Annotated in this window: 11 protein-coding genes; all 11 read right to left on the bottom strand. The window is 71.7% G+C overall.

The window, feature by feature from the left end; all coding sequences use genetic code 11:
* Positions 1-21: 21 nt before the first annotated feature.
* The gene (locus ACFWBD_RS38600; protein ID WP_385677930.1) at positions 22-1,539 is read right to left on the bottom strand and encodes a PP2C family serine/threonine-protein phosphatase; all 1,518 of its coding nucleotides are present in this window, start codon (positions 1,537-1,539) and stop codon (positions 22-24) included.
* 3 nt (positions 1,540-1,542) lie between these two features.
* Positions 1,543-4,224, bottom strand: a complete 2,682-nt coding sequence (locus tag ACFWBD_RS38595; RefSeq protein ID WP_385677927.1) for a tetratricopeptide repeat protein — start codon at positions 4,222-4,224, stop codon at positions 1,543-1,545.
* A 2-nt stretch (positions 4,225-4,226) separates the two neighbouring features.
* Positions 4,227-5,561 carry a hypothetical protein gene (locus tag ACFWBD_RS38590; protein ID WP_385677924.1) on the bottom strand — a complete coding sequence of 445 codons (1,335 nt, stop codon included), beginning with the start codon at positions 5,559-5,561 and terminating at the stop codon, positions 4,227-4,229.
* Between the two features lie 74 nt (positions 5,562-5,635).
* On the bottom strand, positions 5,636-6,667 hold the full coding sequence (locus ACFWBD_RS38585; protein ID WP_385677967.1) for a glutamate ABC transporter substrate-binding protein: 1,032 nt from the start codon (positions 6,665-6,667) through the stop codon (positions 5,636-5,638).
* 122 nt (positions 6,668-6,789) lie between these two features.
* Positions 6,790-8,199 carry a hypothetical protein gene (locus ACFWBD_RS38580; RefSeq protein WP_385677922.1) on the bottom strand — a complete coding sequence of 470 codons (1,410 nt, stop codon included), beginning with the start codon at positions 8,197-8,199 and terminating at the stop codon, positions 6,790-6,792.
* Positions 8,200-8,362: 163 nt separating this feature from the next.
* A complete protein-coding gene (locus ACFWBD_RS38575; RefSeq protein ID WP_385677919.1) occupies positions 8,363-9,337 on the bottom strand; it encodes an N-acetylglucosamine kinase in 975 nt (324 codons plus the stop codon).
* Entirely contained in the window at positions 9,328-10,593 is a 1,266-nt protein-coding gene (locus ACFWBD_RS38570; protein ID WP_385677916.1) for a 6-phospho-beta-glucosidase, read from the bottom strand. Before ACFWBD_RS38570 ends, ACFWBD_RS38575 begins: the two co-directional genes overlap by 10 nt.
* Before the next feature lie 6 nt (positions 10,594-10,599).
* On the bottom strand, positions 10,600-11,493 hold the full coding sequence (locus ACFWBD_RS38565) for a carbohydrate ABC transporter permease (RefSeq protein ID WP_385677913.1): 894 nt from the start codon (positions 11,491-11,493) through the stop codon (positions 10,600-10,602).
* Between the two features lie 5 nt (positions 11,494-11,498).
* On the bottom strand, positions 11,499-12,440 hold the full coding sequence (locus ACFWBD_RS38560) for a carbohydrate ABC transporter permease (protein WP_385677910.1): 942 nt from the start codon (positions 12,438-12,440) through the stop codon (positions 11,499-11,501).
* Positions 12,441-12,442: 2 nt separating this feature from the next.
* Positions 12,443-13,792, bottom strand: a complete 1,350-nt coding sequence (locus tag ACFWBD_RS38555; protein ID WP_385677907.1) for an ABC transporter substrate-binding protein — start codon at positions 13,790-13,792, stop codon at positions 12,443-12,445.
* Positions 13,793-13,900: 108 nt separating this feature from the next.
* On the bottom strand, positions 13,901-15,112 hold the full coding sequence (locus ACFWBD_RS38550) for an ROK family transcriptional regulator (protein ID WP_385677904.1): 1,212 nt from the start codon (positions 15,110-15,112) through the stop codon (positions 13,901-13,903).
* Positions 15,113-15,396 lie beyond the last annotated feature (284 nt).

Raw genomic sequence — 15,396 nt, 5'->3', positions numbered from 1 at the left:
GGTGTTTCCCTGTTTGCGGCCTCAGGCCGATCCTGCCCCCTGTGCGGGGGCGGGGAACGGCACGACGGCCACTGTTACGTTGTCGTGGCCCCCGCCGTCCAAGGCGTGGCCGACCAGGACGCGTGCGCTGTGCAGAGGGCGTGCGGAGGCGTCCGGCGGGACGACCTCGGCCATGTCCTCGGCCGCCTCCGCGTAGTTCCACAGGCCGTCCGTGCACACCACCACCACACCGGGCCGGTCCGGCTTGAAGGAAGCGGTGTGCGGCTCCAGCTCGTAGGCGTCGGCGCCGAGCCAGCCGGTGATCGCGTGGGCGCGCTCGTCGGCGTACGCCTCCGCCTCGCTCATCAGGCCCGCGGCGACCATCTGCGCGGCCCACGAGTCGTCCTCGGTGAGCCGGGCCGGGGGTGAAGTGCGGTCCGAAGGGACCCAGTAGGCGCGGCTGTCGCCGACCCAGCCGACGACGAGCAGCCCGGGCGTGACGATCGATCCGACGAGGGTGCAGGCCGGGGCGTTCTGGTGCGAGGCGTGCTCACGGGCCGTGGCCGGCTCGTCGGCCAGCGCGTTGACCGCGTACGAGGCGGCGACGATGGCCTCGTGCATGGCCTGCTGCGGGTGGGTGCCCTGCGGCAGGGCCGCCAGCAGCGCCTCCCTCGCCGCCTTCGACGCGGCGAGGGAGGCGTCGTCGGGGCGGGTCGCGGAGGACACGCCGTCGCAGACGATCGCCACGAGCGCGGGCGAGCCGTCGGGCAGCGCGGTGCGGGCGAGGCCGAAGGCGTCCTCGTTGCGGTGGTGGCGCAGACCGCGGTCGCTGACGGCGGCCAGGGGGCCCGACTCCAGCTCCATGTGATCGCGTTCGCGCGGCTGGGCGTGTCCGCAGTTCTCGCAGTACCCGTCGTCGTCGACCCGGCCCGCCCGGCAGGCCACGCACACCTGGGCGGTCTCGGCCACCGCGGCGGCCTCGGCGGCCACCCGGGGGTCCGGCGCCTGAAGGGCGTACTCGTCGGGCTCCGAGGGCCGGTCGAACCGGACGCCGGCGACACCGGTGACGCCCGATGCGCCGGGAGCGGGGGACGCGGCCGGACGTGGCGGGAGCGGGGAGCCGGGAGCCGGTACGCCGGAACCCGCCGGCGGCACCGGTACGCCGGAACCCGCCGGCGGCACCGGTGCTCCGGAACCCGACGGCGGCGGCACACCGGGACCCGGCGGCGGCAGCGCGCCGTCCGGAGGCAGCGCCGCAGTGGCGGCACCGCTCGCACCGGCACCGCTCGCACCGGCACCGCTCGCACCGGGCCCGCCCGCGGCGACACCGCTCAGGCCGGCGCCCGGCACGGCCGTACCGCTCACCGTCGGCCCCGCCGCCGCTTCCGCGGGAGCCGGCAGGGCCGAGCCGTTCATCGTGAGGGTCGGATGGTCGTCCGGGCGTGGCGGTACGGCGGACAGGTCGTATCCGCACGCACCGCAGAAACGGTCACCCGCGTCGAGCGGCTCCGCGCAGCTCGGACACGTCGGCAGAGCGGCCTGCCGGGGCATCTGGGACATCAACTACACCCACGTCCGGGGGCGGTAACGATTGGCACGTTCCACCAGGTCGATCCTTTCCTCGCCGCCGGTCGCCAGCCGGGCCAGCGTGCGGTACGAGCGCTCCAGGCCGAAGCGCAGCCCCCGCTCGTCCAGTTCGCTGCCGAGCAGCACCCGGGCGGCCGAGCCCGCGCCCTGGCCACCGGAGAGTATCCAGTCGAGGGCACAGCCGAGGACCTCCGCGGACAACTGCTCGCGCCGCGTCGAATCCAGACCGTACGCGTCCAGCGCCTCGACCTGGGCCGCGGCGGCGGTGAGATCCTCCAGGAAGGGTACGTCGCAGGCGAGGGCGGTCCGCTCCCGGAGCCGGGCCCGCACGGCAGCCACCCGGGCCGCCGTGTAGTGGATGGAGGACTCCGGCACCGACTCCAGCGTCCGTACGGCACCGCGGCGGTCCCCGGCCGCGAGCTGCACGCGGGCCAGGCCGAACGCGGAGCTCACGAAGCTCGGGTCGGTCGACCACACCAGGCGGTAGTACTCGGCGGCGTTGTCCAGCTGCCCCAGCACCTCCGCGCACAGGCCGAGCGCCAGCTTGGGCGAGGGTTCGCCCGGGAAGGCGTCGTAGATCGCGTCGAAGGCGAGCGCCGCGCCCTCGTGGTCGCCGGTGACCAGCGAGGTCACGCCCCGGTACCAGACCACCCGCCAGTCGTCGGGCCGTTCGCCCTCCAGGATCTGGAGGGACATGAGGGCGGCCTGGTGGTCGCCGTTCTCCAGCCAGGCGCGGATCTGCCGCAGCCGGGTCTCCACCGACGGCGCCGGCGCGGCCGCGAGAGCCGTGATCAGCTCGGCCGGCGCGGACGTCAGCAGGCCGGCGAGGAAACCCGCGTTGGGGTCGGTGGCGTCGACGTGCGGAGCGGGCAGCGCGAGCGCGGCGGGGGGAGCGGGGACGGTCTTCACGAGGGCGGGGGCGACAGCGCTCCCGGCGACGGTGCTCCCGGCGCCGGACGACGCGACACCGCCGGCGCCCGGCAGCGCGGAGCCACCGGCGAAGGCGGCAGCGGCGCCGGAGGCGAGGGCGGGAGCCGCGCCGGCGAACGCGGGAGCGACGGCGGGCAGGGCGGGAGCGGCGGCGGGCGGGGCGGGAACCTTGCCCGAACCGCCGGACCGACGCGACGACTTGACGGCGACCCGCGCCCCCAGCCGTGACACGTCGCCGGCCTGTTTCGGGAACAGCTCCGTGTCCGTGACCTTGACCTCCGGTCCGAACAGGGTCGACAGCGCGGGCCTGGCCCGGCCGCTCTGGAGCGAGACGACCTCACGCAGCACGCCCGTCAGCTGCTCCGCCATCTCCTGCGCGGAGGCGAACCTGCGGGCCGGGTCGGGGTCGGTCGCGCGGACCAGCAGCCGGTAGAACGACTCGTACTGGCGGAAGACCTCGATGTGGTCGGGGTCGGGCAGCGAGTCGACGAAGACGGTCGTGTAGCCCTGGAAGTCGAAGGTCAGGACGGCGAGCGTACGGCCCACCGTGTACAGGTCGGACGCGACCGACGGGCCGACCTCCGCGACCTCCGGGCCCTGGTAGCCGACCGTGCCGTAGATGGCCGACTCCTCGTCGTCCATCCTTCGGACCGCGCCCATGTCGATCAGCTTGAGCTGGTCCTCGGTCTGGATCGCGTTGTCGACCTTGAAGTCGCAGTACAGCAGGTTGCGGCTGTGCAGATGGCCGAGCGCCTCGAGCGCCTCGATGCCGTACGCGCACGCCTGCTCCACGGGCAGCGGATCCCGCTTGCCCTGCGCGGTGCGCCGGTCGTTGGCGATCTCCTTGAGGGACTTGCCGCCGACGTACTCCATGACGATGTAGCCGTCGAGCGAGCCGGTGCGCTGGTCGAGGTGTTCGACGAAGTTGTAGATCCGCACGATGTTGGCGTGCTCGATCTCCGCGAGGAAGCGCCGCTCGGAGATGGCCGCGGCCATCGCGTCCTGGTCACCGGTGTCCAGGAGGCCCTTGAGCACCACCCACCGGTCGGAGACCGCGCGGTCGACCGCCAGGTAGACCCAGCCGAGCCCGCCGTGCGCCAGAGCGCCCACGACCTCGTACTGGCCGTGCACGACGTCGCCGGCCTTCAGCTTCGGCACGAAGGAGTACGGGTGGCCGCACTTGGTGCAGAAGCCCTCCGTGCGCCCTTCCCGCTCGCCTCGCGAACGGCCCACCGGGGCACCGCAGTCGGAGCGCGAGCAGAACCGCTTGCGCTCCGGTACCTCGGGGTTCTCCTGAACCATCACGCGCGGGTCGGGCCTCGGCACCTGCGGCACCGTGACCAGGCCGGCGCCGAGCCGGGCCCGCCCGGAGGACCCGGCGGTCGAGCCGGAGCTGCGCACCGACACCGAACGGCCCGTCGACTTGCCCGAGACCGACCGCGACAGCCGCCCGGACACCGAGCGGCGCGACTTCGACGACTGCGACGACGTACGCGTGCTGCTGGCGCTGCGCCCGCTGGCGCGTGAACTGGCGCTGCCCGCCGAACTCTTGCCGCCCCTGGTCACCCCGGTCGGCGGTGAGCCGACCAGGCCTCCCCCAGAGGCGGGACCCCCGGACGAGACGACCGGGGCCAGACCGCAGGTGTCGCAGTACAGCTCGCCGCCGCCCACATCCTCGTACGCCCCCTCGCAGCCCGGCCGCTGACACGCCTGCCCTGCCTGACTCATGGCTACTGCTCCCCCCTACGGTCCTGAGGTCCGCCCTGCTCCGGCACGCGCGGTGCCGTGAGCAGTTCGGCGGCCGCCCGCTGATAGCGCAGGACGGCCTGTTCGGCGACGCGCAGATCACAGGGCGCGCTCCACAGCATGCGGCGCGCCGCGTCGTAGCGCTCGATGAGGAACGGGTCCTCGGCGAGCCCGTGCCGGGCGACCTTCGCCTTGTACGCGTCGAGACGGCCGCGCAGCTCCGCGCGGACCGCCAGCGGCTGGGTGACCGCGGACAACGACTCGCGGGCACGCAGCAGTTCGTCCTCCGCCTTCTGCTCCAGGGACTCCAGGAGCGGGGACAGCCGGTGCCACTGGGCGTGCCGGCGGTAGTCGGCGGCCGTCGCGAGCTGCTCCTGGAGCACGGTCGGCGGCCCGCTGACCACCGGTACCTCCGTCGCGGCGATCTTCGCGAGCACCTCGCCGCGCGCGGTGCGCGCCTCGGCGAGCGTCCGGTCGGCCCGGCTGAGGACGTCCCGCAGCTTCACCAGCCGCTGCTCGGCGTCCTGGCGGACCGTCAGCACGGCGTCGATCTCCCGGCGCACGTCCTCCAGGGCGCGCGCCTCACGGTCGTACACCGTGGTGTCCGGACGGCCGCCGCCCGGCGCCGAACTGCCCTGCGCGCGTACCCAGAAGGCGAGCGGGTCCGACACCACCTGCTCACGCAGGGAGGTCAGGGTGTGGGTGATGTGCTCCAGGTCGTCGCCGGCCGGGTGCTCGCCCGGGCGGACGCCGACGGAGTGCGCGAGCCGGCGGGTGCGCTGGAGCTCCGCGGCCAGTAGATCTATCCGGGCGGGCAGCGCCGACCACACCGCGTCCGCGGTCACCACCATGTCGAGCGAGGACGCGTAGAGCTCGTTCATCCGGTCGACGAGGGTGGTGAGGGAGAAGCTGTGGCTGAGCCTGCCGGTGCCGTGCAGCGCGGGCGCGTTGGCGGTGGCGGCCGTACCGGTGGCCGAGCCCGCCACCGTGACCGACTCGCCGCGCAGCAGTTCCGTCAGCTCCGCCAGGTCCTCGCGGCTGGACCAGCGGCGCCGCGAGCGGATGTCGCGGGCGCCGCGCAGCGCGTCCGTGTACGCGTCGAAGTACGTCCACAGCAGCGTGATCGACGCGTCCGCGGTCGCCCAGCGCTCCTTGGTGACACCGGTGAGTTCGGCGCCTTCGAGGAGCCTGCGGCCCGCGTGGTCCTGGAGGGCGAGGAGCGAGGTCTCGATCGCCTCGTGCTCCGCGCCGAGCCGCGCCAGCGCACGGTCGACCTCGTCCCGGTCCATCACCGGCCCGGGGGGTCCCGTGACGCCCATCGATCACCTCTCGCTGCTGTGTCGGTCTGTCGGCTCTGTCCGCCGCCTGCCCTGCCGCCTGGCCCGCCGGTTTGTCAGCTCGTGCCCAGATACTGCGGCGCGGGCGGCTTCGACTTCGCCGCGTCGGTGCCCAGTGTCGCCGACAGCCACTTGTCGTACGACGCCTGCCAGCCGTTCGTGCGGTACTCCACCAGGATCTGGTTGACCCGGCGTACCAGATCCGTGGCCTTCTTATCCATGGCCACGCCGTAGTACTCGGTCGTGAAGGGGGCGCCCTTCAGTTCGACCGTGGGGTCCTGGGCGGCCTGGCTGGCCGCGAGCGCGCCGTCGGTGACCACCGCGTCGACCTCGCCGAGCTGCAACCGCACCAGGCAGTCGAGCTGGTTGGGCACGGGGGTGGCGATCACGACGCTGGAGGCGATCCTGCCGGCCTTCTTGTCGTCGACCAGCTTGGTGTTGGCCGTCGAACCGGTAGCCGTGCAGACCTTCTTCTTCGCCAGCGTGTCGTTGTAGCCCTTGATCGTCGAGGACTTGGGCGCGAGGACCTGCTGTCCCGTCTTGAAGTAGGGCACGGAGAACGCGACGTCGTCGAGGCGGGTGCAGGAGATCGTCATGGTGCGTACGACCATGTCGACCCGGCCCTCCTGGATGGCCGGGACGCGCTGGTTGGTCGGGATGGCCTTGAACTGGACCGCGTTCGGGTCGCCGAGGATGTCCTGGGCGATCCGGTGGACCAGGTCGATGTCGAAGCCCTCCAGCTCCGCGCCCGTGTTGTTGGGGTCTCGGTAGCCCCAGCGGTAGCTGTTCTGGTCGACGCCGACGATCAGTTTGCGCTTCTCGCCCGTCCGGGCCTTGATGGCGGCGATCGTCGGACCGTCCGCGCTCGACGGCGCCGGCGTCTTCTTCTCCGGGTCCGTGCAGTCGGCGTCGGCCGCCTGGGTGCCCGCGGCGACGCCCTGGCCGGCCTGGGCGGTGCTTCCGTCGCCGGGCGACCGGGTCGTCCACGGCAGCAGCAGGACGAAGGCCAGCGCGAGGGCGCACAGGGCCGCCATCGCGCCCACTCCGCCCCAGCCCTTCAGGCCGGCCCGCATCCGTCGCACACGCATCGTCACGCCCCCTTCCACCGGTACGCCCCCTTCCGCCGGTCCGCCGCCGCCCACCGACACGCTCCTGCCCACCGGCAGCCGCCTGTTCACGGATCCGCGCCCGTTCACCGGCCCACGCCTGTTCACCGGTACTCCGACAGCCTGCGGCCGATGCCGACGACGGCGCCCGCGGCGCCCAGCACGGCGAGCACGGCGGCGCCGATCGGCAGGCCGGTCATCGCGTCCAGACCGTCCCCGGCCGCCTGCCGGAACTCGGTCTGCTCGTGCGCCAGCGCGTTCGCGAGGTTCTCGTCGACGCCGTCGAAGCAGGCGCCCGTCGCGTCCTTGCCGCCGATCACCAGGGCCAGCGCCTGCTCGTAGTTGCCGTTGTCGTCCTGCTCGCGGGCCGCCGTGTGGCGCTTCTTCCACTCGGCCATGTTGCTCTCGGCCGAGGCGACCGGCTTCTCGCCCGCCTGGTCGTCGGCGAGCTTCGCCGCGAGGGTGAGGCCCTTGCCGAGGGTGGTGATCTCGGTGCTGAAGTCGTGGTCGTACTTGTCGAGCGTCACCTCGTCGCCGTCGGCCGTCACCTTCACCGTCTCGGCGCCGCGCGCCACCAGCGTCAGGTTCTCGTTGCCGCGCGCCTTGAGCGAGGCGATCCGGGCGTCGTGCAGGACGTTCAGCGAGCGGACGCCGTGGTCGTAGGAGTCGTTGAGACCCGCGCGGGCCACGCTGTGGCCGACGACCAGCCAGAGCAGGACGACCGTGGTGGTCGCCGTCGCCGCGACCAGACCGTGGTTGAGGACGCGGTTCGTACGGCGGTAGTTGCGGTGCTGTGCCCAGGAGAGACCGGCCAGCGCGAGGACGCCCAGCGCGATCGCCGCCCACGGGTAGGGGGTGGCGTCGCCGTAGTCGTCCTCGAGGCGCTGGTTCTCCTTCGTGTAGAGATCCTGGGCCGCCGGGAGCATCTCCCCCTGCATCTTCTGGTTCGCGTACCGCAGATAGGCGCCGCCGACCGGGAAACCCTGCCGGTTGTACGTCCGCGCGCGCTCCACCAGGCCCTTGTACTCGGGCAGCAGTGTGTTCAGCTTGGTGATGAACGCCGTGGAGGGCGAATCGGGGTCGGCGTTGTTGGCCGCCGTGACGAGCTTGGAGGCGGCCTCGTCGATGTCCTCCTCGTAGCGCTGCCGGGACTCCGCCGTCTCCTGGCCCCCCGCCAGGAACCCGCTGGAGGCCGCCGTGTTGGCGTCGGCCAGCGCACGGTAGATGTCGGCCGCGGCCGTGCTGAGCGGCTGGCTCTTGTGCAGCACGTCGTCGGCGGCGGCCGCGCGGTCGGTCGTCTGCCAGGCCGTCACGGCGCCGAAGGCGAGGACGAGCAGGGCGAGGAAGGCGCCGATGACGCGGAGCCGGCCCGGCTCCGTGGTCGCCGCCGCGCGTGCCTTGTCGACGCCCTCGGCGAACGCCGTACGGCGCGCCGGCGGTGGCGCCGAGGCCGGCGCGAGTGGCGCTACGGTGCTGCTTGGTGCCGGGTTTGCCACGTCTTTGACCTCCCCCATGGTCATCTACCGCCGCCAGTATCGCGGGCGGGACCGGTCATGCGCACCGGCCTTCACTGGATCTTGATCAGATCGCAGTCACCCCTGTCCATGAAAACGCGTCGGGTGGGTGTTCGGTTCCGTCGTGGGGGCCCGTGTTGTGGCCGGGGACACCTGCGGTCACTCACCCCGCGTCGAAGTGCCTGCGCACCCTTCGCTGCACGTCGGCGTCCGCCCCCAGCCGGTCCAGGCCCAGCAGCGCGGCGCCCAGCACCGGGCGCTCCCGTACGACGCCCGCCACCGCCTTCGGGGCCCGTGCGGCCAGGAGTTCCCGTACTCCGTCGTCCAGCTGCTCGTGGCCCGCCGTGAGAACGCCTCCCCCCAGAAGTACCGGTGTCTCCTCCTCCAGAAGGTCCAGACGGGTCAGGGCCACCGTCGCCATCGACACCACCTCCTGTGCCAGCCGGTCGACGATCGTGCGCGCCACCGCGTCCCCGTCCCGTGCCGTCCCGAAGAGGACCGGGGTCAGTTCGTGGCGGCGGGACGGGGAGATGTGCTCCAGGTGGAGGGCCTCGATCAGGGCGTACATGGACGGCAGACCGAAGTGGGACGGGAGCGCGTCGGTGAGGACCGTCGGTCCGCCCCTGCCGTCCTCCGCCCTCGCCGCGTGCCATATCGCCTCCTCGGCCAGGCCCCAGCCGCCGCCCCAGTCGCCGGAGAGGCGGCCGAGGGCCGGGAAGCGGGCGGTGCGGCCGTCGGGACGCATGCCGACGCAGTTGATGCCGGCGCCGCAGACGACGGCCACCCCCCGGGGGCCGGCGACGCCCGCCCGCAGGATGGCGAACGTGTCGTTGCGGACGTCCACGGAGGCGCCCCACGCGCGTGCGTGCAGGGCCGCCGCCAGCTGCTCCTCCTCCACCGGCAGGTCCGCGTTGGCCAGACAGGCCGAGACATGGACCGCCGAGTCGACGCCGGCTGCCGCGTACGCGCGCGTGACGGTGTCGGCCAGGGTGTCCACCGCCGCCGTCACGCCCACCGCGGGCGGCCGGAAGCCGTCGCCGCGAGCCGTGGCGAGGACCTTCCCGTCGGCCGCCACGACCGCGACGTCCGTCTTGCTGTTGCCCGCGTCGATGGCGAGCACGCTTGCCGTCAGGCCCACGCGAGATGCTCCCGGTTGTGTGCGACGAGTCGGTCGGTCAGCTGCTCGGCGTACTCGTACTGGGCGATCAGGGGGTGGGACAGCAGGGCCTTGAAGACCCGGTCGCGGCCGCCGTGCAGGGCCGCTTGCAGGGCCAGGTCCTCGTACGCCGTCACGTTCGCCGTCAGGCCCGCGTAGAGCGGGTCGACGGGCGGCACCGGGAGCGGGGACGGGCCCTTGGGGCCCACCGCCGCCTGCACCTCGATCACCGCGTCGTCCGGGAGGAAGGGCAGCGTGCCGTTGTTGAGGGTGTTCACCACCTGGTACGGGCTGCCGGAGCCGGTCAGCAGTGCCGCCGCCAGGTCCACCGCGGCCTCCGAGTAGTAGGCGCCGCCGCGCTTCGCCAGCAGCTCCGGCTTCTCGTCCAGGGCCGGGTCGGCGTACAGCGACAGCAACCGGCGTTCCATCGCGGCCACCTCCGCCGCCCTCGACGGCTTCGTGCCCAGCTCCCGTACGACCTCGTCGTGCGCGTAGTAGTAGCGCAGGTAGTACGAGGGGACGGTGCCCAGCCGGTCCAGGAGTACGCGGGGCAGGCGCAGGTCGGCGGCGATCGTGTCGGCGTGGGCGGCCAGGAGGCCCGGCAGGACGTCCTCGCCCTCGGGCCCGCCGAGGCGCACCCCGGTCTCCCAGGTGAGGTGGTTGAGGCCCACGTGGTCCAGGTGGACATCGGCCGGGGTGACGTCGAGCAGGGCGGCGAACTTCCGCTGGAGGCCGATCGCCACGTTGCACAGGCCGACCGCCTTGTGGCCGGCCTGGAGGAGGGCGCGGGTGACGATGCCGACCGGGTTGGTGAAGTCGATGATCCAGGCGTGCGGGTTGGTCCGGCGGACCCGTTCGGCGATGTCCAGGACCACGGGGACGGTCCGCAGCGCCTTCGCGAGGCCGCCCGCGCCCGTCGTCTCCTGCCCGACGCAGCCGCACTCCAGCGGCCACGTCTCGTCCTGCTGGCGGGCCGCCTGGCCGCCGACGCGGAGCTGGAGCAGCACGGCGTCGGCGCCCTCGACGGCCGCGTCCAGGTCGGACGTCGTCACGATGCGGCCCGGATGGTCCTGCCGCGCGAAGATGCGCCGGGCGAGGCCGCCGACGAGTTCCAGGCGGTCGGGTGCCGGGTCGACGAGGACCAGTTCCTCCACGGGAAGGCTGTCCCGCAGGCGTGCGAAGCCGTCGATGAGTTCGGGCGTGTAGGTCGAGCCGCCGCCGACCACGGTGAGTTTCATGGCTTGTTAACCCTTCACTCCGGTGAGGGTGACACCTTCGACGAACGCCTTCTGGGCGAAGAAGAACACGAGGATCACGGGGGCCATGACCAGCACGGTGGCCGCCATGGTGAGGTTCCAGTCGGTGTGGTGCGCGCCTTTGAAGGACTCCAGGGCGTAGGAGAGGGTCCACGCGTTCGGATTTTCGGAGGCGTAGATCTGCGGACCGAAGTAGTCGTTCCAGGCGGCGAAGAACTGGAAGAGGGCGACGGCGGCGATGCCGGGCTTCGCCATCGGCAGGACGACCTTCAGCAGGGTGCGCAGGTCACCGCAGCCGTCCACCTTCGCCGCGTCCAGGTACTCGTTCGGGATGGTCAGCAGGAACTGGCGCAGCAGGAAGATCGAGAACGCGTCGCCGAACGCCAGCGGGATGATCATCGGCCACAGGGTGCCCGACAGGTCCAGCTGCTTCGCCCAGAACAGGTACATCGGGATGACGACCACCTGCGGGGGCAGCATCATCATCGAGATCACCAGCATGAGCGTCAGATTCCGGCCCCGGAAGCGGAACTTGGCCAGCGCGTACGCCACGGGGACGGAGGAGACGACTGTGAGGACCGTGCCCAGTCCGGCGTAGATCAGCGTGTTCTTCCACCAGGTGAGGAAGCCCGGGGTGTCGAAGACCTTCTGGTAGTTGGCCCACTCCCAGGTGTGCGGGATCAGATCCCGGCTGAGTGCCTGTGAGTCGCTCATCAGGGACGTCAGGAACACGAACACGAAGGGGAGGGTGAAGAAGAGGGCCGCGGCCACGCCGAGGGAGTGGACCGCGATCCATTCCAGCAGCGCCTTGCGGCGGGCGGTGCGCTCGGCGGGCGAGGAAGGTGCCTTCAACTCCACCGGGCGGTCCAGTACTTGGGTCATGTGGGTCAGTCACCTGCCTGGATGAGGCCGCCCCGGCGCCGCATCAACAGCGCGGTGAACGCCATCGACAGGGCGAACAGGACCAGGGCCACGACACAGGCCGAGCCGTAGTCGAAGCGCTGGAAGCCGAGGTTGTAGACGAGCTGGGGAAGGGTGAGCGTGGAGTGCTCGGGGTAGCCGGGCTCGAACATCGTGCCCGCGCCCTGGATCACGCCCGAGGCGACCTTTCCGGCGACCAGGGGCTGGGTGTAGCACTGCATCGCCGCGATCACGCCGGTGACGACCGCGAACATGATGATCGGCGAGATGTTGGGAAGGGTGACGAACCGGAACCGCTGCCACGCCGAGGCGCCGTCCAGTTCCGCCGCCTCGTACTGCTCCTTCGGCACGTCGAGCAGCGCGGCCATGAAGATGACCATCAGGTCGCCGACCCCCCACAGGAACATCAGCGTGAGGGCGGGCTTGGACCAGTTCGGGTCGTTGAACCAGCCCGGGGCCGGGACGCCGATCTTCTCCAGGATCGAGTTGACCGGGCCCGTACCGGGGTTGAGGAGGAAGGCGAAGGCCATGGTGGCCGCCACCGGCGGGGCCAGGTAGGGCAGGTAGAAGAGGGTGCGGAAGACACCCGTACCGGTCTTGATCTTCGTGATGAGCATGCCGATCCCGAGTCCGAACAGGACGCGCAGGGTCACCATGATCACGACGAGCCAGAGCGTGTTGCGCAGGGCCGGCCAGAAGAAGGGGTAGTGCTCGAAGACGTACGTCCAGTTCTTCGTGCCGCTCCACGTCGGCGGCTTGAAGCCGTCGTAGTGCATGAACGAGAAGTAGACCGTCGAGATCATCGGGTACGCGAAGAAGACCGCGAAACCGATCAGCCAGGGGGAGAGGAAGGCGAGGGTGCGCAGTGCCGAGCGCCGGTGCTTCGCCCTCAACGTGTGGGTGGTCATCGCTACTTCGCCTGCGCGATGTCCGTGTCGATCTGCGCCGCCGCCTTCTTCAGGCCGGCCTCCAGGTCGGTGACCTTGCCGCTCTCGTAGTCGTAGCCGAGCTGCTGCACGGTGGTGAGGTAGACGCCGCCGTTGATCGACGCGGGGGAGGTGGTCGAGTCCGGGTTCGCGGCGATGTCCAGGAACGTCTTGAAACGCGCGTCGTACTTGAGGTCCGGGGACTTCAGGGCGGCCAGCGTGGACGGCACGTTGTGGATGGCGTTGGAGAAGGCGACGACCGCGTCCGTGTCGGTGGTCATGTACTTCACCAGCTCCCAGGCCGCGTTCTGCTTCTTGCTGGTGGCGGCGATACCGGCGATGGTGCCGGTGATGTAGCCCTTGCCGTACTGGGCCGCCCGGTCGTCCGGGACGGGCAGCGGAGCGACGCCGATCTCGAAGTCCGGCTTGGCCTCCAGGGCCATGCCCAGCCGCCACTCGCCGTCGAGCTGCATGGCGACCTGACCGGTCTGGAAGGGGTGCTTGGGGCCCCACTCGTCGCCGAGCGTGGAGCGGAAGGTCTCCAGCTTCTTGAAGCCGCCGAGTTCGTCGACGAGCTTCTTCTGGACGGTGAAGGCGGCTGCGACGGCCGGGTCCGTGGCGATGGTCGACTTGCCGGCCGTGTCGAAGTACGTCGGGGAGAACTGGCCGAGGTAGTGCTCGGTGGTCGTCTCCCAGCCGTGGTAGTCCGGCATGAAGCCGAGCTGCTTGTACGTGTTCCCCTGAGCGATCGTCAGCTTCTTGGCGTCGGCCTCGAACTCGGACCAGGTCTTGGGGGGAGAGGTGATGCCCGCCTTCTCGAACGCCGTCTTGTTGTAGTAGAGGCCGTAGGCGTCGCCCAGCAGCGGGACGGCGCAGCGGTTGCCGTCGAACTGGGTGTACTCGTTCATGGCCTTCGGGAAGGTCGTGGACGGGTCGATGTCCGCCTTCTCGAAGAAGTCGTTGAGGTCGACGAGGGCACCCGACGAGCAGAACTTGCCGACGTTGTTGGTGGTGAACGACGAGATCACGTCCGGCGCCTTGGTGCCGCCGGCGCGCAACGCCTGGTTGATCTTGTCGTCGGTCATGTTGCCGACGACGTTCACCTGGATGTCGGGGTGCGCCTTCTCGAAGCCCGCGATCAGTGACTTCACGGCCGCCACCTCGTTCGGCGCGCTCCAGGCGTGCCAGAAGGTGAGAGTCGTCTCCTTCGACGCGTCGTCGTCGGAGCCGGTCGCGGACTGGCCGGTACAGGCGGTGGTGCTCAGCAGGAGGGCCGTGGAGGCGGTGAGGGCAAAAGCCGCCTTTCGGACGACTACGGGTATGCGTGTGGGCATGGCGGAGCCTTCCAGGGACAGGGCAGGGTGAGTGGAATGCGGTGAGGCGAGGTGGAGCAGGGTGGAGCGGGATGAGGTGAGGGTCCGGGGGAGGGAGTGGTGGTGCGGCTAGCGCGAGGTGTCGAAGACCTCGTCGCGGGTGGCCGCCAGCGCGCTCTCCAGCGCGCCGCGCAGCACGGGCCGTTCGGTGACGTCGCTCATGACCAGCTTCGGCCGGGACGCGGCCAGTTCCTCCAGCTCGTCCTGGACGAGGGCGCGCAGCACCTCGCCGCCGGCGGTCAGGGAGGCGCCGCCGAGGACGACGAGTTCGGGGTCGAGTACGGAGACCAACGACGCGAGACCGGTCGCGAGCCGGGTCGCGTACGTCTGGAGCAGCTGCCGGTGCGAAGGGGTGTCCTCGGCGGCGGCCCGCTCGACGAGCGCGGCGGCGACCTCGGCGTACGGCCCGGACGGGATGTCGGTGAGGCCGAGTTCCCGGGCCAGCCGGGGGACGGCCTGGGAGCCCGCCAGTTCCTGGAAGCCACCGCTGTTGGCCTTGGTCACCTGCCGGACCAGGGGTGCGCCCGGAACCGGCAGGAAACCGACCTCCCCGGCGCCGCCGGTCCAGCCGCGGTGCAGCCGGCCGCCGAGGACGAGAGCGGCGCCGAGACCGCCTTCGTTCCACAGCAGGACGAAGTCGTCGTGCCCGCGTGCCGCGCCCAGCCGCTGCTCGGCGACGGCGGCGAGGTTGACGTCGTTCTCGTACTCGACCGGCATCGGCAGGGCCGCGGCGAGATCGTCGAGCAGTGCGGGGGCGTGCCAGCCGGGCAGGTGGGAGGCGTAGCGCAGACGGCCGGTGGTGGGGTCGAAGGCGCCGGGGGTGGCGACGACGAGCCGGCGCACGTCGTCCCGGGTGAGGCCCGCGGCCTTCACCGCGCCGTCGAGGGCGTCGGTGACCTGCCGTACGACGGCGTCGGCGGTCTTGCGGCCGGGCGAGGGCACCTCGAACCCGCCCACGGTCCGGCCGGTGGCGTCGGCGACGGCGGCCAGGACGCGTTCGGGGGTGACGTCGAGCCCCGCGGCGTACGCGGCGGCCGGGTTGACCTCGTACAGCTGGGCGTTGGGGCCCGGGCGCCCCTCGGTGGTGCCGGTCGCGAGCACCAGTCCCGCCGCCTCCAGCCGGGCCAGCAGCTGTGAGGCGGTGGGCTTCGACAGGCCGGTGAGCTTGCCGATGCGGGTGCGGGACAGGGGGCCGTGCGCCAGCAGGAGGTCGAGGGCGGCGCGGTCGTTCATGGCGCGCAGGACGCGCGGGGTGCCCGGCGTACCGGCGGTTCCTGCCATGGGGTCGACACCTGCCTTTCTGAACTGCCCAGCTTCTCAAGTGCGCCGGACGCAAGTCCACATCCGGTCACTGTTAGGAAAGTTTCCTATCGGATGGCAGGAACGTAGACCCGTCACGAAGGGGACGTCAAGGAGTGAAAGGGGAAACGCCCCCGAGGCGACAGAGTCGTTACTTCGGGGGCGGAACGTCCGGCAGGACCCGGGAACGCCGGAAGGCCGTGGGAGAGCCGTGGCACGTGGGAGAGCCGTGCGACGCGGGAAGGCCGCACCCGGAGCCTTCCGGG

The organism is Streptomyces sp. NPDC060002 (assembly GCF_042737245.1).
Lineage (GTDB): Bacteria > Actinomycetota > Actinomycetes > Streptomycetales > Streptomycetaceae > Streptomyces.
This window is presented reverse-complemented; position numbering and strand designations above follow the sequence as displayed.

Excerpts from the sequence above, each read along its gene's own strand:
- ACFWBD_RS38600 (WP_385677930.1), bottom strand. The coding sequence starts at position 1,539 with ATGTCCCAGATGCCCCGGCAGGCCGCTCTGCCGACGTGTCCGAGCTGC.
- ACFWBD_RS38595 (WP_385677927.1), bottom strand. The coding sequence starts at position 4,224 with ATGAGTCAGGCAGGGCAGGCGTGTCAGCGGCCGGGCTGCGAGGGGGCG.
- ACFWBD_RS38590 (WP_385677924.1), bottom strand. The coding sequence starts at position 5,561 with ATGGGCGTCACGGGACCCCCCGGGCCGGTGATGGACCGGGACGAGGTC.
- ACFWBD_RS38585 (WP_385677967.1), bottom strand. The coding sequence starts at position 6,667 with ATGCGTGTGCGACGGATGCGGGCCGGCCTGAAGGGCTGGGGCGGAGTG.
- ACFWBD_RS38580 (WP_385677922.1), bottom strand. The coding sequence starts at position 8,199 with ATGGGGGAGGTCAAAGACGTGGCAAACCCGGCACCAAGCAGCACCGTA.
- ACFWBD_RS38570 (WP_385677916.1), bottom strand. The coding sequence starts at position 10,593 with ATGAAACTCACCGTGGTCGGCGGCGGCTCGACCTACACGCCCGAACTC.
- ACFWBD_RS38565 (WP_385677913.1), bottom strand. The coding sequence starts at position 11,493 with ATGACCCAAGTACTGGACCGCCCGGTGGAGTTGAAGGCACCTTCCTCG.
- ACFWBD_RS38560 (WP_385677910.1), bottom strand. The coding sequence starts at position 12,440 with ATGACCACCCACACGTTGAGGGCGAAGCACCGGCGCTCGGCACTGCGC.
- ACFWBD_RS38555 (WP_385677907.1), bottom strand. The coding sequence starts at position 13,792 with ATGCCCACACGCATACCCGTAGTCGTCCGAAAGGCGGCTTTTGCCCTC.
- ACFWBD_RS38550 (WP_385677904.1), bottom strand. The coding sequence starts at position 15,112 with ATGGCAGGAACCGCCGGTACGCCGGGCACCCCGCGCGTCCTGCGCGCC.